Below are 22008 nucleotides of genomic sequence, written 5' to 3'. Positions count from 1 at the left end.
AAAAAGCCAAATTAAAATAACTGTCATTATGTTTACAAAAAACGTTGCAATTATAACATGTTACAAACTCAAAGCGTGCTGCGTTTTTGTTTTGGGAATTTATTAAGGCCCATTATTATCAGTAGCTTAGCGTTTACTGGTTTGCTTATTTAATTTGTCTTTCACTCATCTAGAGCAACAAAAAAGGGCTAACAAGTTATTTACTCGGCGTATTTTGGTGCTACTATGATTAAAATACAATAATACAATATAGAGCTATTTTTTGCTGCACTTTTGCTGATTTGTTTTGATGTAAACAATCAGTTACTCAGTATAATCAGGCGTACACTGTGTATTATCTGGTCACTTAGAGCGAGCCTTAAGTACAAAAGCAGCAGTTCGAACAACAATTATTAATCACAGAGGACACTCATGAAGAAATTGAAAGCGTTAGCGCTGCCATTGCTTTTTTCGAGCAGCTTAGCCGTTGCACAAAACCCATTATTCACCGATGTATTTACTGCAGATCCTGCAGCACTTGTTCATAACGACACCGTATACCTTTATACAGGTCATGATGAAGCACCTAATAATGACGTATTTTTTGAAATGCATGACTGGTTAGCCTTTTCATCAACAGATATGGTTAACTGGAAAAAACACGGTCCAATCATGAAAGCAACAGACTTTAAATGGGCAAAAGGTGAAGCATGGGCTTCACATATGATTGAGCGTGATGGCACTTTCTACTTCTTTACAACTGTTCGCCACAACGATACAAAACCAGGTTTTGCAATTGGTGTTGCTACTTCTAAATCACCAACGGGTCCATTTAAAGATGCAATTGGCCATGCACTGGTTACCGATGACATGACCAAGCATACGCCAAATGATTGGGACGACATCGACCCTGCTATATATACAGAAGAAAACGGCGATACTTACATGTTCTTTGGTAACTTAATGCCAAAATACGTAAAGCTAAGCGACGATTTACTCTCTCTTGATGGTGAAATTAAAACGCTAGACTTACCTAACTTTACCGAAGCGTTATGGGTTCATAAGAAAAACGACAACTACTATGTATCGTACGCATGTGAGTTCCCTGAGAAGATCTGTTATGCCATGAGTAAAAGCATTCATGGCCCGTGGGAATATAAAGGTATCTTGAATGAGATCGCAGGTAACAGCGAAACCAACCACCAATCAATCATCGAATACAAAGGTAAAGACTACTTTATTTACCATACTGGTGCCGTACCACCAATTGATGGCAAACCAAGTGGCGGGCGTTTTCGCCGTTCAGTGGCGATTGAGCCGCTTTATTACAACGAAGATGGCACACTTAAACGTATTATCATGACCACTGAAGGTCTAAGTAAACAAGACAAGTAATCTCAAGAGGGGCTCTTAAAGAGCCCTTTTTAGTGCTCAAATGTAATACAAATAAACAAATTTACCGGAAACCCCTCACTTTAAGCTAAGCAAAAAACTTCTCCGAAAAGAGCAAAAACAGCGAAAAAACGCCAAAATTGACAGCTTGAAAAAATTAAAACCCCGCTGCACACATTGTAAACACTGACACTTCGTGTTTACATATCAATTACCTTTGCAAAAGTATTTGCACATTTTAAATCATACTATAAAATTACAATACTACGTTCTTATTAGTTTGATATAGGCACGCGGCAATTTTATTGACAACAATCGAATAAAAAATGAATCCCAGTTTCAAGAGGACACATAAAATGAAATTAAATAAATTAGCCATGGTCATAGCCTGCTCTTTGGCTGTTACAGGTTGTGGCAAAGAAGATGGTACTAAGCTTGACACAGCACCAGCGGTTGCCGACCCGCAAAGTGCAAAACCGACAGTAAGCAGCAGTGTTGAATACACTGAATCAGGTAGCGTAATGGTTACCAATGTAAGCGTGCACGATCCTTCTGTCGTTAAAGTTGACGACACTTATTATATTTTTGGTTCACACCTTGCTGCCGCTAAATCAACTGATCTCTTGAACTGGGAAATGATTTCGAGTCTTTCAGCTAACGAAGCTGTTAATGAAAGTCCGCTATTTGATTACAACTACACAGCTGAAATTGCCGAAGGCATCGAATGGACAGACGGTTTCACTGGAAACTGGGCTGCTGATGTTATTCAGGCACCAAATGGCAAGTTTTGGTTCTACTATAACCACTGTGCACAAGACAACCCAGATACACCGGATGTTGTTGATGAAGTGTGCTGGAATCGCTCTTACCTTGGTTTAGCTGAAGCGGACAATATTGAAGGCCCGTATAAAAACAAAGGCATTTTCTTACGCAGCGGTTATCGCTCAGAAGCAGAATTTACAGCATACCCACTTGATAACGGCCAAACAACATGGAACGGTGCCGTTGATCCTAATGCCATTGATCCTGCTGCCTTCTACGATGCTGACGGCAAACTTTGGATGGTTTACGGCTCTTACTCTGGCGGTATTTTCGTGCTAGCAATGGACGAAGAAACGGGTATGCCAGAAGCAGGCCAAGGGTATGGTAAAAAGCTAGTAGGCGGTGACTTCCGCGCAATGGAAGGGGCATTTGTAATGTACAGCCCAGAAAGTGAATACTACTACCTATTCTTCTCAGTTGCAGGGTTTGATCTTAACGGTGGTTACAACATCCGTGTTGCTCGCTCTAAAACACCTGATGGCCCTTACTTCGATAACGCAGGTAATGACATTGCAGCTATAGGCGGCCTAGAGGTCGGCGAAAAACTAATGGGCGGCTTTGAGTACACGCAAGAACTTGGCGAAACAGCACCAGCGTGGGGCTACCAATCACCAGGCCATAACTCTGCTTACTATGATGAAGCGACAGGTCGTCATATCTTAGTAACGCATACACGTTTCCCACAAACGTCTACTGAGTTCCCTGAAAATACTGCAGCGCACCAAGTTCGTGTACATGAAATGTTTATTAACTCATTAGGTTGGCCAATGGCTTCACCGCAACGTTATGTGCCGCTTGAAGGCGACAACATGGTTGTTGCTGATGAACTTTATGGTTACTACAAATTTATCAACCATGGTAACGATGTAAACACAGATGCTATTCGTTCAATGCATATTGCATTAAACGAAGATCACTCAGTAACGGGTGATGATCCAGGTATCTGGTACATGATTGATGACTCAAATATTAAACTTGAGTTAGATTCTGGTACTTACTTTGGCGTAGCTAAATGGCAATGGGATGATGCAACTAATGCGATGGCGGTCACTGTATCGGCCACATCAAGCGAAGGTGCTACCATTTGGGCAAGTAAACGTGATGAAATCACAGATACTGCTAACGTACTGGGTACTGTTCAAGAAGCGCTTGATATTAAAACGGAATTATCAATTGCAGACGAAGGCTATTCATTACCAACAAAAGGTAAAGATGGTGCTGCAATTAACTGGGAAAGTAGTGATGAATACTACATCACCAGTGAAGGCTCTGTATTTATTCCAACACCAGACCGCGGCGATAAAGCGGTTACTTTAACGGCTAATATCTCTTTAAATGGCGAGAGCACAACCAAGACTTTTAATGTAAACCTTGAGGCGCGCCCTGAGTTTAAAAATGCGATTGCACACTATGCGTTTGAAGATTCGTTAAGTGATGGCTTAGGTAACCTTGATGATGCTGGTGTAACAGATAACAACCTGTTAAATGTGGGTGCTGGTACAGCTGCATACGCAGAAGGTCAAACAGGTAAAGCCTTTAACTTTGATGGTGCAACCGGCGTACGCTTACCTGATGAAATCATTAACTCTGACAGTTTTACCGTTTCTTTTTGGTCAAAACCAGACACACTCACTCCTTACACACCACTATTCTTTGCAGCAGAAAATGCCAATCGTTGGATTAGCTACATACCTGGTGGAGCTGCTCATTTTACCGAAAACCCATTAATTTGGAGTTTTTATCTTGGTGATAATGGTGAAGAGCTATGGAATCAAATAGTTCATACGCAAAAAGCAACTCAAAGCGAATGGACTCATGTGGCCATTAGCTATGATGAAGGGATTATGAACTATTACTCGGATGGGGTCTTAGTTGGCTCTATGCCTCGCCCAGATATGTTCAGCCATGAATCTAGTAACTTTGCTCTGGGTGTGAACTACGGCTGGGATTTACCTTTCCAAGGTCAAATTGATGAATTCATTGTATATGACTATGCCCTTAATAGTTTTAATATTAATGCTGCAGCAATGACAAACCAAACCAACCCAGATAACTTCCCTGCATTCATTAAGAGTGCACTTGATTTAGGTGACTTATCTGCAGTACGTGAAAGCTTTGAGTTACCACGTGTAGGTCCATTCGTGTCTGGTATTAGCTGGACGTCAAACAACGAAGAGTACTTAAAACCTGTTAATGGCACTGCTGTTGTGACACAACCTAGCGCGTCTGCTGGCGACCAAGTTGTGACATTAACTGCAACCATTAAGTACAAAGACTTTACTGATACTAAGTCATTCGATGTAACCTTAAAATCACTTGCGCCTGCTGAATACAGCTTTGAAGGTGACCTAAGTGCATTAAACGGCGCATACGCGGCAGGTAAATCAACCGGTGGTTTCATCAATAATACAGGCGGTAGCGTGAGCTATGTTGACGGTATTATTGGCCAAGCAGTATTCCTTGAAGGTTCAGGTGTTCGTCTACCGGATAACCTAATCACAACCAATGACTACTCTGTATCTATGTGGCTTAAACCTGAAAGCTTCACAGATTACACATCCGTATTTTTTGCCGGAGCAAGTGCTAACGCTTGGTTAAGTTATGTGCCATCTATGGCTGGTACAGGCCTAACTCGTTTATGGGCAAATAACGGGGCCTTCTTCGATAATGCAGAACTAGATAGCCGTATTCCTGCAAAAGAGTGGACTCACGTTGCATTCACTGTTGATGGTACCAACGGTGACGTGTTGAAGATGTATGTTAACGGTGAACTACAGCTAGAAACCGGTGGCTTCCCGCGCGTATTCACGGTTCCTGGTGAAACAAATGAGTTTGCACTCGGTGTTAACTACTGGGATACACCTTATAACGGTGCTATCGATGAACTGAAAATTTTCAACGGTGCGATTAGTGCTGAAGAAATAAAAGCACTCTACGATGCAGCTGCTGCACAAGAGTAACAAAGTGAGGTGAGCTGCCTCACCTCAACTATTTGTTGTCTGGAAAGGCCGGGTGAAAACCCGGCTTTTTTCTAAAGCTTTAGTACCCCTTGCCGATACGTACATATCATTCACTTTCATCGCTATCATTATGGCTATTAACTCATTAGCAAGTGCGTTAACTATCTCAAACGCAGATACAGCAAGCGGTAATACCAACCCAAAAGTAGGCTACAAACTCAGCAACCTAGAGATAAATAAACTCTCTGGTCGTGAAACAGAGCCCGCTCAAAAAGAAGAAATAACTAGCGAACTCCCTGCTCATATTCGCAAAATGGTTGAACAGCTAGAAAAGCTTAAAGAGCAACTTGAACTTGCCAAAGAGCAATTAGCCAAACTGCAAGCACTTAAAAACCAAGAAGATGAAGCTGTAAAAGTGCAAGTTGAAACGCAGACCAAAATGGTCATGGAAATTCAAACGCAAATAATGACTCTTAGCCAATCAATTAGCGACGCGCTAAAAGAAGCAGGTATTAGCGACCCAGGAGTGCTAATGAGTGTGCTGGTTTGATGGAAGCTGTAAGTTTTGAGCTATAAGCTTTACGTCTCAAGCTTTACTCTTGTCGCTTTCCCCTCGCTTATTTCTCCCATAAAACCCAAAAAAGGGTCAAAAACCCAGTAACTATGCGGGCTCTGAAATATCGAGCACGCAAATACGAAACTTCCTTAGCAGTAAAAATAAGAGTTATTTATGGTCATTGTCGTTACATTTAGCAGCTGTTAACACGACTTTTTTTGCTCAACAAATCAACAGTATAAACTTAATAATTTAATCTACATCGCCACTTTGAGGACTCAGTTGCAAAGATCGTTCAAATAAAAAACAACACTTAAATCTCACCAAAACACCTTTACTAACACTTTTTTAGTATAGAAATTAACCAACTCATTCGTATTATGAATTCACCCTATGAACGAAGTGAGGGCGTCTTATGCGTCAAATTTTATTACTTTCTGTAAATGGATTTACGCTACAAAAACTATTTTTACTGACATCATTATTGGTTTGTTTATTTGCCAATGCTGAAGAGGAAAACCCTATTGCAACTGCCAGAGCATGGTTAAACTTGGTTGATTCGGGTGAGTACCACGAGAGCTGGCAGCAAGCTGATCAGGTCTTTCAAAGCACCACGCCCAAAGCTCGCTGGCAAACTGCCTTAAATCAAATACGCGTTCCTTTAGGCCGAGTTATGTCTCGCACCTATTTTGGCACAGCAAAATATGACTCATTACCCGGTCTGCCAAATGGTGAGTATTTAGTGGTCAAGTTTCAAACCGAGTTCATGAATAAAGAAGCTGTGATTGAAACGCTAAGTCTTAGTAAAGCTGCTGACGGCTGGCATCCGCTGGGTTACTTGATCAATTAGTTTAAAACAGTACAAAGCACCTTGAGCTATGTGCTGTAAGATTTATCGGCAGTCAAAATGCTTATCTGCGGGAAAATAAACCGCACAATTGATGAATAGTATTTATTGTTCGTCGCCGTAACATAAAAACACTTCAAGACGAATTCAATAAACAACAAGTAAATGGAATTGCTATGAGAAAAATGCTCTTACTGATCACTTTTTTAAGCTGCTTTTGTGCAAACGCTGAAGAACTCGAGGTTATAAATCGCGCTAAAAGCTGGCTCGTATTAATTGATAATGGTCAGTATCAGCAAAGCTGGCAGCAAACAGACTCATTGTTTAAACAAGCAATGCCGCAAAGTAACTGGAGTAACGTGTTAAAACAAGTTCGTGTCCCACTTGGCAAAGTGATTTTACGTAAGAATTTAAGCCTGATGAAGTACGATTCTTTACCCGGAACACCTGATGGCGAATACGTGATCATTCAATTTCAAAGCCAGTTCATGAATAAAGAGCAAGCGGTTGAAACAATTAGCCTAAGTAAAAATAGTGGCCAGTGGCAACCTTTGGGTTATTTTATTAATTAAAAGATTTGCAGAGGCTTAGATGGGGTATGTTGGGTTTCGCTTCGCTCAAACCAACCTACCCGAAGAATGAGCAAGGCAAGTAGTGTGGTAGGCGTCACGCTTGCTTGGCGCGTCATGAAATCAACACCCATCAAGCAGACAAACATATCACCAACATACAACATCGCTCGGCTAAAAACTGACAGCTGAAGGCTGACAGCCACAAAAAAAGCCACTCATAAATGAAGTGGCTTTGGTTGAGTCGATTTTTTACTTATAACTTAATTTGGTTCACGCAGATGGAACACTTGGCACTTGTTACCTAAATCAGGTTGTTGTGCGAAGTTAGTGTTTTCAGCTAAACCACAGTTACTTAAACCAAGCGCTTGTTTTGTGTAGCGGTTGATTAGCATCACGCCACCGCCTTCTACCGGAGCAATACGCCACTGTGCTGTTTTCGCCGTACAAGAAGCCATTTCTACGTTGGCACCAGGTACTAAGGCGTTATCAGCTACCGCAGCACAGAACTCGCTGTCAGCGCTTTGTTTAAGGCTCACATAACCTGTATCTGTTGGTGTGAAGAACCATTGTTGTGCATCTTTATGTGTATAGGCTTGTTGCTCAACATTGGTACCCACTTTATCCGTACCGGCCACACTAAGTGCTTTACCGCTTTGTTGGCTTAATACTACAACACTACCCATAGGGCGTAATTGCCAGTCGCCACACGCTGTTGCGTCGCTTTGCTGTAAAACTGCTTGGTTTTGTGCAGCAGAACAGCCCGCAACCGCTAATGGCTTGCCTGTGTAACGGTTAGTAATAGATACATTACCATCTGTGCTTGGTGCTACTTTCCATTGCTGGCAGAAGTTATTGCGCCATGCTGCAGATTGCACTTTAGCGTTATCGGCATCATTACAGCTTTCAAGTTCTAAAAACTTGCTATCTTCACGGTTAGCTAAACGAACAAAACCATCTGTTGTTGCATCAATAACCCATTGACCATTGGTGCTCGCACACTGACGTTGTACAGCACGTGCATCTTGTGGATCAGCTGCAATATCTAAACATAAGCCGCTTGTTGCATTCACTAATTGGTAGCGCTGACCTTGCACTCGTGTTACCAGTGGACCGTATTCACCTGATGGCGGTGCTACTTCAACGCCTGGTGTTAATGGTTTACCAAAGCTTGGCGTGCCATCGTCATTCCAAGTAAATTTTTGTGCGCGTAATGAGCGAGTCGCACTACAACCGTGCTCTACCGAATCATTACCGTGATAAACTAACCAATCTTCTGTGCCGTCTGGCGATGTGAAAAAGCCGTTGTGGCCAGGGCCAAACACTTCTTCTGTACGCTCAAATACTGGCTTGTCGTATTTTTTCCAGCTGCTCGCTTTAAGCGGATCGTCACCAACAAGTTCAAGCATGCCTAGTTTGTAATCTGGCGTATTACAGAAGCTTGCTGAGTACGTCATAAACGTACGGCCATTGTGCTGTAAAATTTCAGCGCCTTCAGTTACTTTACGACCACTGATTTCCCAATCTAGCTCAGGACGCGTGATCACCGTATGCGGTGAGTTCTCTTTCAGTGTCCATGGGTTTTCCATTTCAGCAATAATGTTTAATTGCTGATCGCCTTGCCATTGTGAGTAGATCACATATAGCTTGTCTTTATACGTTAGGTAGTTACCGTCGATGTTCCATACGTTAGGCATTAATGCGCCCTTGTATTCATATGGGCCCATAGGATCATCACCAGCACTTTCTAATACATTTAAGTGTTGGTTATCTAGAGTGCCATCAGTACCAGCTGTGTACATCATGTACCAACGGTAACCGTTTGGCCCTTTTAGACGATGGAATTCAAACGCCCAGAAGTTACAACAACGCTCAGGGTTTGAATCAGACCAAACATTGACAGGGGTTGCATCAGCAAGGCCAGCTAGTGTTGGTGATTTACGCATCACTAACTCAGATGTCCATGTTGTTGTGGTCAGGTAATAGTTACCATCCCAGTACTCAAGCCATGGATCGGCGCCATTTGGAAAAAGTGGATTGGTAAAAATACCATTATCTTGGATTGGTGCTTTTGCTGCGGCTGCGACATCTGCTTTGGCTGTGTTGTCTTCAGCCGTAGTCTGACAGCCCGTCAGAGCACCAAACGACAAGGCAAATAGGCTAGCTAAACCAGCCTTTTGCATTGCGCTTTTAAGCTTTGTTGTTTTCACGATTGTGTTCCTTTATTTTGTACCAAATTCGTACACGATGCGTGTTGAATACACTTCACCCGGTAATAATGTTGTGCTTGGGAACGTTGGCTGATTTGGTGCATCAGGGAAATGCTGTGGCTCTAAACAAAAACCACTTCTAAAATTATGCACTAAGCCAGACGCTTGCACAGTACTACCGTCTAAGAAGTTACCTGAATAAAACTGTACTGCAGGCTCTTCTGTGTAAACTTTTAACGTACGGCCAGAGTTTGCTTCGTAAACCGTAGCAGCTTCAATAAGCTCATTGCTTGGCGTGTCTTTAAGCACAAAGTTATGGTCATAACCTTTACCAAGTTTCAGTTGTTCGTTGCTTGCTTTGATATCTTGACCGATTGCTTTAGCTGTACGGAAGTCAAACGGTGTGCCAGCCACATCCATCACCTCACCAGTTGGGATCAAGCCGCCATCCACAGGCGTAATTGCTTTTGCGTTAATTTGCATTTGGTGATCAAGAATGTCGCCTTTACCCGCTAGGTTGAAGTAGCTGTGCTGTGTCATATTGATGATAGTAGGCTTGCTTGTTGTAGCAATAAACTGCATATCTAGCGTGTTGTTGTTCGTTAGCGTGTAAGTCACTTCTGTCGTCACTTCACCCGGGTAGCCTTGGTCACCATCAGGGCTCACTAAGCTTAAGGTAACACCTGCGCTGTTTTGCGTCGTGAACGGTGTCATGTTCCACACTTTTTTATCGAAACCTTGCACACCACCGTGTAAATGGTTGTCACCATCGTTGGTTGCTAATTGGTATTCAGTGCCATTTAACGTGAATTTACCGTTTGCGATACGGTTACCAAAACGACCGATGATTGCACCGTAGTAAGTTGTCGCTTTTGTGTACGCTTCTAGGTTATCTAAACCGAGAACAATATTACCCATTTCACCTTTTGCATCAGGTGTTTCAATACGCGTGATAATGCCGCCGTAGTTGATTACATCAACACTAATACCATTGCTGTTAGTCAGCGTTACTTGATTTACTGGCGTTTGATCAGCGAGTACGCCATAGGCCGTCATTGATGCTGAAGGGGAAGTAGTCATATTGTCTCCTTGATGAGCACAAGCTGGTGTAAGGGCAATCCCACATGTCACCAACAATGCATAAAGCCCGCGCGACTTTTTCGTGTTCGAACTGGCTGTTTGATGAGTTGTTTTTAAACCTTGGAAAACACATTGCAATGACATATGAATAACCTTTTTGTAATTGTATTTATAGTTTTATAATACAAATAAGGGTGCCATTGCAAATTTAATCGCTAAAGTTGGATTTTTCCGTCTTTCACCATGATGCAATCCATTCCCGCACTTTTGGCAGCTTGATAGCCAATTTGCGTGTCTTCAAACACCACACACAGGCTTGGCTCAACACCTAATTGCTCTGCCACTTTTAAGAATGTTTCAGGGTTTGGCTTGCCTTTACTTACATCACTGGCAGTCACTAACGCTCCAATTTTATTTATTAAATTGGTATCAGTTAAATGATCAATTGCATGTTCGCGGTCAGCACCTGTGCCCACACCCATCGGTAATACACCATGGTACTTTTCAAGTACTGCGACGGTTTCGTCAATCACTAGCGGTTGGTGCTGTAAATCAACCCAAAATTGGTGTTTATCTTTTGCCACAACTAGAGGGTCATGATCTAAGCCAAATTTTTCATTAAGCATTTCAATTGTTTTAACGGTCGGAATGCCACCTAAGCTGTACATGTAGTCGTAATCGAATGGATAGCCATAGGCTTCGCAAGCTTTCTGCCATGCCTGTAAGTGACTGCCCATTGAGTCAATTAAGGTGCCATCCATATCAAAAATAATGCCTTGGTAGGCGCTTAAATCGATCATATCTACTCCTAAAAAGTTTCGCTTCACAATAGCATAAGCCAGCGAAGAGCGTGGCTCATCACTGGCTTAATCGACAACAAAATTTGGGGTGAACGTGCTCACACACAGCACGTTCTAGTACATAAAGTACTAATTCTTACAGGCCACGTTTTAGCATGTAGTAAGCTGCGTTATGACGAAGCTCTGTTTTGAAACCACGGATCGTCGTATCGTTATCGATGATCATCGTTTCAACGCCAGCCATTTCTGCAAAATCGACAATCATATCGGTTGTTACTGCTTGGCTGTATGCAGTGTGGTGTGCACCACCGGCGTGGATCCATGCAGCTGATGCTACAGATAGATTTGGTTTTGGTTCCCAAAGCGCTGAAGCAACCGGTAAGTGAGGTAAATCAGCTGGCGGGGCCACTGTATCTACTTCGTTAATTAGAATACGGAAACGGTTACCCATATCAATTGGTGATACGTTAATTGCTGCACCCGGTTTTGCAGTAAACAATAAACGACCTACATCACATTTCACACCGATCGTGTGCTGGTGAACTTCAAGGCGTGGTTTTTGCGCTGCAATTGAAGGACACACTTCTAACATGTGCGCGCCAAGTACTTGGTCAGTCTCACCCATGTTGTAAGTGTAATCTTCCATGAATGAACAACCGCCGTCACGGCCTTCACCCATTACTTTCATGATGCGAACCATAGCAGCTGTTTTCCAGTCACCCTCACCACCGTAACCATAGCCTTTCGACATTAGGCGCTGTGTAGCAAGACCCGGAAGACCAGAAAGACCTGATAAGTCTTCAAAACAGTTTGTGAATGCTTTAAAGCCGCCTTTCTCTAAGAAGCGCTCCATACCAAGCTCTAAACGCGCTTCGTTGCGTAGCATTTTCACTGCGTAATCGTCTTGTAGCGTTTCGTCAGCAATTACGTAGTCTTGCTTATAAAGCTCTAACTGCGCATCAACTTCTTCTTCAGTGATGGTATCAACCACTTTTACAAGCTCAGCGACACCAAACGCGTGTACTTCATAACCAAATGTAATTTGTGCTGAAACTTTGTTACCTTCAGTCACCGCAACTTGACGCATGTTGTCGCCAAAACGCGCAACTTTAAGTGTTTGGCTTTCTGCCCAACCTTTCGCCGCACGACACCAGTCATCTAACTGCTGTTGTACATCAGCACGTTGCCAGTGACCCGCAACAACTTTACGCTCTTTACGCATGACAGTACCGATGAAACCGAACTCACGGTCACCGTGTGCACTTTGGTGCGTATTCATGTAATTCATGTTGATGTCAGACCAAGGAAGGGCTGCATTGAACTGAGTATGAAGGTGTAACCAAGGCTTACGTAATTCGCTTAGGCCAGCAATCCACATTTTCGCAGGTGAGAAAGTGTGCATCCATAATACTAAACCAACACAGTTAGGATCCGTATTTGCCGCCTGGCAAACAGCATGAATTTCTTCAGGTGACTTAACGGTAGGCTTACATACCAAGTTTACCGGTAGATTCGCTTCGCTGTTTAAGCCCGCTACAATTGCTTCGCTGTCTTTGGCAACCGTTTCTAACACCTTAGGACCATAAAGATGTTGTGAGCCGGTAACAAACCAGACTTCTTTCGTCATCGTCGTCATGTTAATAATCCTCTAAATTCTTGCTATTTGCTCTGACCGTAATACGCGTTTTTACCGTGCTTACGTAGATAATGTTTATCCATCACTGCTTTTTTAAGTTCAGCTGCGTGTGGATCTAAAGTGCGTGTTAAATACGCCATGCGTGCAATCTCTTCGAGTAGCGCGGCATGGTATACAGACTGAGCGGCATCTTTACCCCACGTAAAAGGCGCATGACCCGCAACAATCACCATAGGTGCAGCTTTCGGATCGCGGTCTTGATACGCATCAGTAATTTGAATACCGGTTTCTAATTCATAATCGCCATTCACTTGCTCATCGGTTAGCTCACGGGTACAGGTGATGTCACCGTGTACATAGTCAGCGTGAGTTGTGCCAAGGCAAGGAATGCTTTGTTTTGCTTGCGCCCATGCAGTTGCATAGGTCGAATGGGTGTGTGTTACACCGCCAATTGAATCAAAGTGGCGATATAAATGAACATGTGTTTTTGTGTCAGAAGACGGACGCATAGACCCTTCAACAATGTTGTTTTCAAGGTCGACGATCACCATGTCGTCGGCCTTCATTTGGTCGTACGATACACCACTTGGTTTAATCGCAATCACGCCTTTGTCTCGGTCGATTTGTGATACGTTACCAAAGGTATAAATTACTAAGCCACGACGTTGCAGCTCCATGTTCGCTTCATAGACTTCACGTTTTAGTTCAGTAAAACTCATGCCTTGTCTCCGTTTACATAGCTTGCAAGTGCTTGGTAGTTAGCATAAAGCTCGTCATACACAGCAACGCGCTCAGGGTTTGGTAAGTACTGATGACATACTGACGACGCCATCACTTTTTGAGCATCTGCCACTGTTGCGTGCTCACCCGCAGCAACCGCAGCCATAATTGCCGCACCTAATGCACAACTTTGCTCACTTTCTAAAACGTCAATTGGGCAGTTCCAAACATCAGCACACGTTTGCATTACGTAGTCTGATTTTTTAGAAATACCGCCGATAACAACTACTGACTCGATTGGCACGCCCTCGCTACGGAAACGCTCAGTGATAGCACGTGCGCCAAAGGCAGTTGCTTCAACAAGTGCTTTGAAGAACTTAGGTGCATCAGTGCCCATCTTTAAGCCTGTTAATGCCATGGCAACGCTTTGGTCAGCATCAGGCGTACGACGACCATTTACCCAATCAAGCGCAGTTACATCGTTGCTTGTTACAGGCAGTGCTGCCGCTGCTTTTGATAGATCAACTAAGATTGAATCTTCTAGCTTGTTAACTAACGCTTGTTCAGCGTCAGATAGATTTGTAAGTTGACGAGTTGGCCAAAGTACTAAGTTCTTGAACCATGCGTATAAGTCACCGAATGCAGATTGACCGGCTTCTAAGCCAATTAACCCTGGGATCACTGAGCCATCAACTTGACCACAAATACCCTTAACGCAAGTATCACCTAGTTGTTCTTTAGACGTTACTGTGATGTCACACGTTGAGGTACCCATTACTTTGGTTAGAACACCAGGGCGAACATTGGCAGCGACTGCACCCATGTGACAGTCAAATGCACCGTAACCAATTACGATACCTTGTGGTAAACCTAGCTTCTCGGCCCACTCTGCAGTTAAGTTGCCAGCAACTTGGTCGCTTGGCTCTGTCGTTGCATTTAACGTATCAACAACACCATCTAATAGTGGATCGATATTGCTGAAGAAGCTGTTTGGTGGGAAACCGCCCCACTGCTCGTTCCACATTTGTTTGTGGCCCGTTGCACAACGACCTAGCTTTAATGCTTCAGGGTGTGTAGTGCCGCACATTAGCGCGGTCATCCAATCGCAGTGCTCAACCCATGAATAAGTGGCTGCTTTAACACTGCTATCAACGCGGAAAATATGTAATGCTTTGGCCCAGTACCACTCAGAAGAGTAGATACCGCCCATGTGTGAAAGGTAGTTCACATCGTTGTTAGTTGCAGCTGCAGTGATTTCATTTGCTTCTTTAATAGACGTATGGTCTTTCCACAAAATGAACATTGCATTTGGGTTTTCTGCAAATTCTTCAGTTAATGCCAGTGGTGTACCTTGGCTATTAATTGCTACAGGTGTTGAGCCAGTCGTATCAAAGCTCATACCCACTACTTTGTCTGCAGTACCTGCTGGAACTTGTGACCAAAGACCATTTACTACTTCTACAAGGCTATCGATATAGTCTTGTGGATGCTGACGAAACTGATCTTTACTTGGGTCACAATATAAACCTTGTGCCCAGCGCGGGTAGTTTACTAAATGGCTGGCAAGTTCTTCACCAGTCGCAACATCAACGAGTAATGCTCTTACCGAGTCCGACCCGTAGTCTAATCCCAACGTATAACGAGACATAATTACCTTTCACTAATTGCTTACTAACATTGTTAGTCATTATCTTTATTTGTATGATAATATCAACAATACCAGATTGTAAAGGTATTATAAAAATATTATTAACAGGATTATTTGCTGCTGGAGGGCGATTTTTTGCGCACTTTCTCTGGAAGATTAGATTGTTTTTTCAGCACAAATAATAGGTTAAAGCCACTACATTAACTTTTGTATGATAAGAATGGGATAACTATGTCTAGTCAATTAGAACAACTTAAAGCAGTGACAACCGTTGTTGCTGACACGGGTGATTTTGAAGCAATCAACGAATATAAACCGCAAGATGCAACAACAAACCCATCACTCATCTTAAACGCGATTCAAATTGAGAAATATCGCCCACTCGCTGCAGAAGCCGTATCATGGGCAAAAGCACAAAGCAGTGACGCAGCTGAAGTTGTAACAAAAGCAGCTGACAAACTAGCGGTATTAATTGGCTCTAAATTAATGGAGCAAGTGCCAGGTTTAGTTTCAACAGAAGTTGATGCGCGTTTATCATTTGATACTCAGGCAACCATTGATAAAGCACTTGAGCTTGTTGCTCTATATAAAGAGCAAGGCATCGACACATCGCGCGTGTTAATTAAAATTGCTTCAACATGGGAAGGTATTCAAGCGGCTAAAGTACTTGAAGCAAAAGGTATTCGTTGTAACCTAACGCTGGTATTTGCATTTGCTCAAGCACGTGCTTGTGCCGAGGTGGGCGCTTACCTAATTTCACCATTCGTTGGCCGTATTCTTGATTGGTACAAAGCACAAGATGCAAGCGCTGATTTCGACGGTGCTAACGATCCGGGCGTTAAGTCAGTAACGCATATCTACAACTACTTCAAAAAGCACGGCTACGACACGATTGTAATGGGCGCGAGCTTCCGTAACATCGGTGAAATCCAACAATTAGCAGGTTGTGACCGTTTAACTATCAGCCCTAAGCTACTTGCTGAACTAGCTGCAACTGACGCACCATTAACTCAAAAACTATTACCAGCAACAGAAAAAGCAGAAGCGCCAGCAGCAATGACTGAGCAGGCTTTCCGCTGGGAAATGAATGAAGATGCCATGGCAACTGAAAAACTAAGCCAAGGTATTCGTCAATTCGCAATTGACCAAGAGAAACTAGAGTCAATCTTAAGCGAACTAGTTTAAACCGATTGTTTAAGCAGCAAAAAGCCCGCAAACCAAGGTTTGCGGGCTTTTTATTGCCTGCCTTTTAGTAAAAGCAGGCTTATCGTGTTGCGATTACGATAATTTTTTCGCCTGTCACATTATTCAGCAAGTAATGCGTTTGCTTTTGCAACTAGGTTTGCCACTGTGAAACCAAAATGCTCAAGCAATACGGCACCAGGCGCTGACTCACCAAATGTATCCATGCCTAGTACATCACCATCTTGGCCAACATACTTAAACCAGAAGTCACGGTGCGCAGCTTCAACAGCAATCTTTGGTGTACCAGTTGGTAGCACGCTTTGACGGTATGCTTTGTCTTGGCTGTCAAACTGATTCGTTGATGGCATAGATACCACGCGAACTTGCTTGCCTTGTGCTGTTAATTCAGCAGCGGCATTCACAGCTAGTTCAACCTCAGAACCCGTTGCAATAAGAATAAGCTCTGCAGCTTGTTCGCTATCAACAAGTACATAACCCCCTTTTGCAATGTCAGCAACTTGCCGTGCATCACGAGCCATTGCTTTTGTACCCTGACGGCTGAAGATCAGTGAACTTGGGCCGGTTTCTTTTAATAACGCTTGGCGCCAAGCTACCGCTGTTTCAGTTTCATCACATGGACGCCATGCAGTCATATTTGGTGTCATGCGAAGGTTAGCGATTTGCTCGATTGGTTGGTGAGTTGGACCATCTTCACCTTGACCGATTGAGTCATGGGTATACACAAAAATGCTCTGTGCTTTCATTAATGCTGCCATGCGTACTGCATTACGTGCGTATTCCATAAACATTAAGAAGGTTGCGCCAAATGGGATAAAGCCACCATGTAATGCAATACCATTCATGATTGCGCTCATACCAAACTCACGTACGCCATAGAATACGTAGTTACCATCAGCTGCATCTTGTAAGCCTTTTGCTTCTGGCCATAAGGTCAAGTTAGAACCTGCAAGGTCAGCAGAGCCACCCATTAGTTCAGGAAGCTGGTTAGCAAAGAAAGTGATCGCATTTTGTGATGCTTTACGTGTCGCAATGTTTTGCATGTCAGCTTGGCATTTAGCAATGTACTCATCAGCTAATTCAGCAAAGTTAGCTGGTAATGCTTTTTCCAAGACACGACGAGTATATTCTTTTGCAAGTTCAGGATGTGCTTTGCTATAAGCTGCAAACTTTTGCTGCCATGCACCTTCAAGCTCTTGTCCTTTCGCTTGATTATTCCACTCGTTATAAACCTCTTGTGGAACTTCAAATGCTGGGTGTGGCCAGTTTAGCTGTTCACGTACTGCGGCAATTTCGTCGTGACCAAGTGGTGCGCCGTGACAGTCGTGGCTACCTGATTTATTTGGCGAGCCAAAACCAATCACTGTTTTACAACAGATTAGTGTTGGTTGCGTGGTGTTGCTTTGTGCCGCTTCGATTGCACCAGCAATCGCATGCATATCGTGGCCATCAACATCACGAATAACTTGCCAACCGTAAGATTCAAAACGTGCAGGTGTATCGTCGGTGAACCAACCTTCTACTTCACCATCGATAGAGATGCCATTGTCATCCCAGAATGCGATTAGCTTGCCAAGACCTAATGTACCTGCCAGCGAACATGCTTCGTGCGAGATACCTTCCATTAAACAACCATCACCCATAAAGCAGTAAGTGAAGTGATCAACAATATCAAACTGTGGCTTATTAAATTGCGCTGCTAAGGTTTTTTCAGCGATGGCCATACCAACCGCGTTAGCAATACCTGAACCTAATGGACCTGTAGTTGTTTCAACACCTGGTGTGTAACCATATTCTGGGTGACCCGGTGTTTTAGAATGAAGCTGACGGAATTGCTTAATATCTTCGATGCTTACGTCGTAACCGCTTAGGTGTAACAATGCATATTGAAGCATTGAACCATGGCCATTTGATAACACAAAGCGGTCACGGTTAGACCAGTCTGGATTTAGTGGATTATGACGGTGAAAGTTTTGCCACAATACAGCTGCAATATCAGCCATACCCATAGGCGCACCTGGGTGGCCAGAGTTAGCTTGTTGAACGGCATCGACAGCAAGTATGCGAATAGCATTTGCAGATTGAGAACTAGGCAGAGTCATCTAATTAGCTTCCTGTTAATATTATAATATAATTAATATCGCAAAAACTCACCCAAATAGCAACTTAATAAACCGCCAGCCCCCGTACTAGGAGAGCTAGCTGTCTATTTATTGTTAGTTATAAATACTTTAACCAAGGCTTATTAGCCTTACGTTTATATTCACTAAACTTCTTGGTTGGCCAATAAAGCCCTATTGCCAACAGTAAAGTAATAAACCAAATACCGGATATATCACTTACTCCCAAATACTGTCCTTGATTTGCACCCCATATCAACATACCAATTTGATACATAATTAAAAGCACATAGAGGTGTAAAATATAAAAGAACATAGGCACAGATCCATATACACGTAGTGCATTGGTAAAGCGATTAAGCGGCCTTTCAAAGAACCATAAACCAACAAACATGCCTGCTAAAGTGATAAGCAAGAAGCTTAGTGATGGAGGGTACTTAGTCACGTTAAACACCGACATCATAGTTTCTGTTGTGGTGCTAAATATTTGCCAAGGCAGGGTTTCACCATAAATATTAAAACCACGCAGCACAGCAAATAATCCCACACATAACAGCGCTAACAGCAGCAATGCTCGTTTACGCGAATCCGCCGTTTGAGTGTGCGCATATAAAGGACCCGCACAGTAACCCAATAAAATAACGCCAATCCAAGGCAGCACTGGGTAGCTAATTTTTACGTCGATTAAACCACCTTGAGATAGATAGCCTCGGTCATGCAAAATCGTCCATAGCGAATATCCAAACTCATCAGGAGTAAAGCTGATTGGGGTCAGTAAGTTATGACCAAATACAATAACTAAGCCAAGTACCAGCAATAGATTACGTGGCAGCTTAATCAATAATGCTAACACCAGCATACAAAGGCCAATCGCCCACATCACTTGTAGCCAAATGGTGTGGTAGTAACCCATCCACGAAAAACAAATGAGGGTTACTTCTAGCGCGATTAAAAATAGCCCTCGCTTTATTAAAAAACTTCGTGCAGAGCGCGCTACACCACTTGCTGGGTGACTATAAAGCCACGCCGATAAACCGGTTAAAAAGATAAAGGTCGGCGCACAAAAGTGTGCAGCAAAGCGACTCCAAAAAAGCCCCGGCGATGTCGTATCAACCACCATAGGGTCAGCCACCTGCATGTGCAAGAAAAAGCGCTCTCGCACATGATCAAGTAACATCAGCAAAATAACGACACCACGCATGATGTCGATACTGTGAATACGGCTTTTAACGTGCTCAGAAGTCATAACTCACGCCAAGTTTAAATTGCGTAGGAGCGCCCGGGTAGGCCCACAATGCATTGTATGAGCTTGCGATGTACTTTTCATCAAACACATTATCAACATTTAATGATACCGTTGTACGTTCAGTCGCTCGCCATTTAGCAAATAAACCAACGGTTTGATAGCTCGGCAGACGAAAAGTCAAATCAGCAGGGTCGCCTAAACGGTCAGACACATATTGGTAATGGCCACCAATCTTTATTTCTTGTTCAAATACACTTAAGTCATGGTTTAAACCAATTGAAAGGTTATTTTTTGGTACGTTAACAAGTGGGCTGCCTTTCGGAATTGGTACTAACCAGTCAACATTTAAACTGTCTGTTGCTGTCTCGGCATCAACATAAGCATACGATAAATTATATTCGGTATTGTCACCCAATGAACCCGTTAAATCTAACTCAAAACCTGTACTATTTGCTTTACCTACTGGCGTTGAATAACCCACATTGACTGGGTCTGCCACCAGCATATTGCTCTTGTTTGCATCAAAGTAAGCAAGCGTGCCGCTGATATTGGCATAGCTAAATTTAACACCGATTTCAAACGAGTCGCTTTCTTCAAAACCGAATGGCTTACCTTCTGCGTCGGTACCGCTAAGTGGTAAAAAGCCTTCTGAGTAGCTTGAGTAAAAGTTAATATCGTCATTAAGAGCGTAAACCACACCCAAACGTGGGCTAATGCGATTTTCTTTACTGTTAGAAGCAACACCTGACTTAGTTTCAAAGATGTCTTGCTCAATTTCATCAAAACGCAGACCTAGCATCACTTTTAGGTTATCGGTTAAATCAAGCTGGTCTTGCAAATAGATACCATAAGCATTTTGCTCTTCTTTATTCTCGTATTGCATGCCCATTTCAGGGCCTTTGCCAGTGCTGTAATCTGGCTCATAGATATCAATAGTGTAGGTACCATTACCACCACGATAGCGATATAACCCCGTGCGTAATTCATAATCATACGCATCAGCACCAACGAGTACATGGTTCGTAATACCTGCAAAATCAAAATGACCACTTAATTCAAAGCGTACAGAGGTATCTTCAGACTCATAATCACGGTAACGATGTTGACGAGTTAACGTTCTACCATCATCAAACAAAGATTGGCGAGATGGCGATAGTTCAGCATCAGATGATTCTCCTGTCAGGGTTGCTGAACGATAGTTAGCCCCTGCTAGTAATGACCACTGACTATTAAAATCATAATTATAATTAATCTGATGGCCTCTAGAGTGAACTTTAGTTGGCGCATCATTTGGGTTACCTAAAAAGCGTGACTCAGGAACGGTATCAAAATCATCATTAAGTACCACAATACCGCGATCATACATTTGCTGTTGGTCAACATATTCAAATTCATAAGTAAGCGATGACTTGTCGTTAATCTGGTAATAAAGAGAAGGCGTAATGACGAATTTGTCGTGATGTACATAGTCTCTAAAGCTGTCGCTATCTTGCCATGCACCGTTGATTCTAAATGCTAAATCATCGGTCAGACCATTGGTGTAATCACCTTGAATACGCTTGTGGTCATCACTGCCAAATTCGGCTTGAAGTTGGCCTTGCTGATAAAACTGCGGTTTTTTAGTGATGATGTTAATTGTACCACCCGGCTCTGAGCGACCATAGAGTGCTGAGCCAGGCCCTTTTAACACTTCAATATATTCAATATTTGATACATCACGCGGACCTGCAAAACCGCGACCACCACTAAAGCCGTTAACTAAATAGCCAGATGGCATATTTTCGTTACCCGACAAGCCACGAATAGAGTAGCTGTCCCATAACGCACCGCCATTATTTTTACGACTAATACTGGCAGAAAAATCGAGTGCATCGCGAAACTTAGTGATACCGTTATCAGTCATCATGTCTTTACTTAATGTGGTGATCGATTGCGGTAAATCTTTTGTTGGAATATCACCACGAAACGCTTGTTTATGCTCGATAGTGATCGTTTCCATATCGCTGTTATCAGCTGCATGTGTATTTGCTGCAAATGCCGCAGCTAAGGCTAAACTAAGAGTTGAGTACTTCATAAGGTCTAATTGTAGAGATTAAGGGAAAACGTTTTGTTATAAAATAACACAAATAACCAAGCTGATATAGTATAACAAATCATTTAGTACCGAATTTTTACTATCTTTTTATTGTTTACATAATACAAGTTCATCATTAGTATTAA

Annotated in this window: 16 protein-coding genes; 6 read left to right on the top strand and 10 right to left on the bottom strand. The window is 42.8% G+C overall.

The window, feature by feature from the left end; all coding sequences use genetic code 11:
* Positions 1-411 precede the first annotated feature (411 nt).
* The 5 genes from EVU92_RS04500 to EVU92_RS04480 all read left to right on the top strand — a co-directional run bounded on the left by EVU92_RS04500 (position 412) and on the right by EVU92_RS04480 (position 7128).
* Positions 412-1374: a glycoside hydrolase family 43 protein gene (locus EVU92_RS04500; protein WP_054562986.1), complete on the top strand. Its 963-nt coding sequence runs from the start codon at positions 412-414 to the stop codon at positions 1372-1374.
* 353 nt (positions 1375-1727) lie between these two features.
* Positions 1728-5153, top strand: coding sequence for a LamG-like jellyroll fold domain-containing protein (locus tag EVU92_RS04495; RefSeq protein ID WP_130050178.1), 3426 nt, complete (start codon positions 1728-1730; stop codon positions 5151-5153).
* 52 nt (positions 5154-5205) lie between these two features.
* Complete coding sequence (locus tag EVU92_RS04490) at positions 5206-5703, top strand: hypothetical protein (protein WP_233786772.1); 498 nt, start codon at positions 5206-5208, stop codon at positions 5701-5703.
* A gap of 421 nt (positions 5704-6124) precedes the next feature.
* Positions 6125-6559 (top strand): DUF4019 domain-containing protein, encoded by a 435-nt coding sequence (locus EVU92_RS04485; RefSeq protein ID WP_130050177.1) that lies wholly within the window; start codon positions 6125-6127, stop codon positions 6557-6559.
* A 173-nt stretch (positions 6560-6732) separates the two neighbouring features.
* Entirely contained in the window at positions 6733-7128 is a 396-nt protein-coding gene (locus tag EVU92_RS04480; protein ID WP_130050176.1) for a DUF4019 domain-containing protein, read from the top strand.
* On the opposite strand, the gene EVU92_RS04475 is transcribed toward EVU92_RS04480, so the two are convergent.
* The 7 genes from EVU92_RS04475 to EVU92_RS04445 all read right to left on the bottom strand — a co-directional run bounded on the left by EVU92_RS04475 (position 7125) and on the right by EVU92_RS04445 (position 15219).
* On the bottom strand, positions 7125-7331 hold the full coding sequence (locus EVU92_RS04475) for a hypothetical protein (protein WP_130050175.1): 207 nt from the start codon (positions 7329-7331) through the stop codon (positions 7125-7127). The genes EVU92_RS04480 and EVU92_RS04475 overlap by 4 nt on opposite strands.
* 57 nt (positions 7332-7388) lie before the next feature.
* Entirely contained in the window at positions 7389-9335 is a 1947-nt protein-coding gene (locus EVU92_RS04470) for an RICIN domain-containing protein (RefSeq protein WP_233786773.1), read from the bottom strand.
* 12 nt (positions 9336-9347) lie between these two features.
* A complete protein-coding gene (locus tag EVU92_RS04465) occupies positions 9348-10559 on the bottom strand; it encodes an aldose epimerase family protein (protein ID WP_130050174.1) in 1212 nt (403 codons plus the stop codon).
* Positions 10560-10630: 71 nt separating this feature from the next.
* Positions 10631-11215, bottom strand: coding sequence for a beta-phosphoglucomutase family hydrolase (locus EVU92_RS04460; RefSeq protein WP_130050173.1), 585 nt, complete (start codon positions 11213-11215; stop codon positions 10631-10633).
* A gap of 136 nt (positions 11216-11351) precedes the next feature.
* The gene (araA, locus tag EVU92_RS04455; protein ID WP_130050172.1) at positions 11352-12851 is read right to left on the bottom strand and encodes an L-arabinose isomerase; all 1500 of its coding nucleotides are present in this window, start codon (positions 12849-12851) and stop codon (positions 11352-11354) included.
* Positions 12852-12874: 23 nt separating this feature from the next.
* Positions 12875-13570, bottom strand: coding sequence for an L-ribulose-5-phosphate 4-epimerase (locus tag EVU92_RS04450; protein ID WP_063528078.1), 696 nt, complete (start codon positions 13568-13570; stop codon positions 12875-12877).
* Positions 13567-15219, bottom strand: coding sequence for a ribulokinase (locus EVU92_RS04445; protein ID WP_130050171.1), 1653 nt, complete (start codon positions 15217-15219; stop codon positions 13567-13569). Before EVU92_RS04445 ends, EVU92_RS04450 begins: the two co-directional genes overlap by 4 nt.
* Positions 15220-15450: 231 nt before the next feature.
* Between EVU92_RS04445 and tal the strand changes: the two genes are divergently transcribed.
* Positions 15451-16404, top strand: coding sequence for a transaldolase (gene tal / locus EVU92_RS04440; RefSeq protein ID WP_130050170.1), 954 nt, complete (start codon positions 15451-15453; stop codon positions 16402-16404).
* 119 nt (positions 16405-16523) lie between these two features.
* Here tal and tkt read toward each other — a convergent pair whose 3' ends face one another.
* The 3 genes from tkt to EVU92_RS04425 all read right to left on the bottom strand — a co-directional run bounded on the left by tkt (position 16524) and on the right by EVU92_RS04425 (position 21862).
* Complete coding sequence (tkt, locus tag EVU92_RS04435; protein WP_130050169.1) at positions 16524-18524, bottom strand: transketolase; 2001 nt, start codon at positions 18522-18524, stop codon at positions 16524-16526.
* Positions 18525-18642: 118 nt separating this feature from the next.
* Entirely contained in the window at positions 18643-19788 is a 1146-nt protein-coding gene (locus EVU92_RS04430) for a heparan-alpha-glucosaminide N-acetyltransferase domain-containing protein (protein WP_130050168.1), read from the bottom strand.
* On the bottom strand, positions 19778-21862 hold the full coding sequence (locus tag EVU92_RS04425; RefSeq protein ID WP_130050167.1) for a TonB-dependent siderophore receptor: 2085 nt from the start codon (positions 21860-21862) through the stop codon (positions 19778-19780). Before EVU92_RS04425 ends, EVU92_RS04430 begins: the two co-directional genes overlap by 11 nt.
* Positions 21863-22008: the final 146 nt, after the last annotated feature.

The organism is Pseudoalteromonas sp. MEBiC 03485, assembly GCF_004195145.1.
In the GTDB taxonomy this organism is placed as follows: Bacteria; Pseudomonadota; Gammaproteobacteria; order Enterobacterales; family Alteromonadaceae; genus Pseudoalteromonas; species Pseudoalteromonas apostichopi.
This window is presented reverse-complemented; position numbering and strand designations above follow the sequence as displayed.

Bases quoted from the DNA above. Each gene is read 5' to 3' on its own strand.
- EVU92_RS04500 (WP_054562986.1), top strand. From the start codon at position 412: ATGAAGAAATTGAAAGCGTTAGCGCTGCCATTGCTTTTTTCGAGCAGC.
- EVU92_RS04495 (WP_130050178.1), top strand. From the start codon at position 1,728: ATGAAATTAAATAAATTAGCCATGGTCATAGCCTGCTCTTTGGCTGTT.
- EVU92_RS04485 (WP_130050177.1), top strand. From the start codon at position 6,125: ATGCGTCAAATTTTATTACTTTCTGTAAATGGATTTACGCTACAAAAA.
- EVU92_RS04480 (WP_130050176.1), top strand. From the start codon at position 6,733: ATGAGAAAAATGCTCTTACTGATCACTTTTTTAAGCTGCTTTTGTGCA.
- EVU92_RS04465 (WP_130050174.1), bottom strand. From the start codon at position 10,559: ATGTCATTGCAATGTGTTTTCCAAGGTTTAAAAACAACTCATCAAACA.
- EVU92_RS04460 (WP_130050173.1), bottom strand. From the start codon at position 11,215: ATGATCGATTTAAGCGCCTACCAAGGCATTATTTTTGATATGGATGGC.
- araA (WP_130050172.1), bottom strand. From the start codon at position 12,851: ATGACGACGATGACGAAAGAAGTCTGGTTTGTTACCGGCTCACAACAT.
- EVU92_RS04450 (WP_063528078.1), bottom strand. From the start codon at position 13,570: ATGAGTTTTACTGAACTAAAACGTGAAGTCTATGAAGCGAACATGGAG.
- EVU92_RS04445 (WP_130050171.1), bottom strand. From the start codon at position 15,219: ATGTCTCGTTATACGTTGGGATTAGACTACGGGTCGGACTCGGTAAGA.
- tal (WP_130050170.1), top strand. From the start codon at position 15,451: ATGTCTAGTCAATTAGAACAACTTAAAGCAGTGACAACCGTTGTTGCT.
- tkt (WP_130050169.1), bottom strand. From the start codon at position 18,524: ATGACTCTGCCTAGTTCTCAATCTGCAAATGCTATTCGCATACTTGCT.
- EVU92_RS04430 (WP_130050168.1), bottom strand. From the start codon at position 19,788: ATGACTTCTGAGCACGTTAAAAGCCGTATTCACAGTATCGACATCATG.
- EVU92_RS04425 (WP_130050167.1), bottom strand. From the start codon at position 21,862: ATGAAGTACTCAACTCTTAGTTTAGCCTTAGCTGCGGCATTTGCAGCA.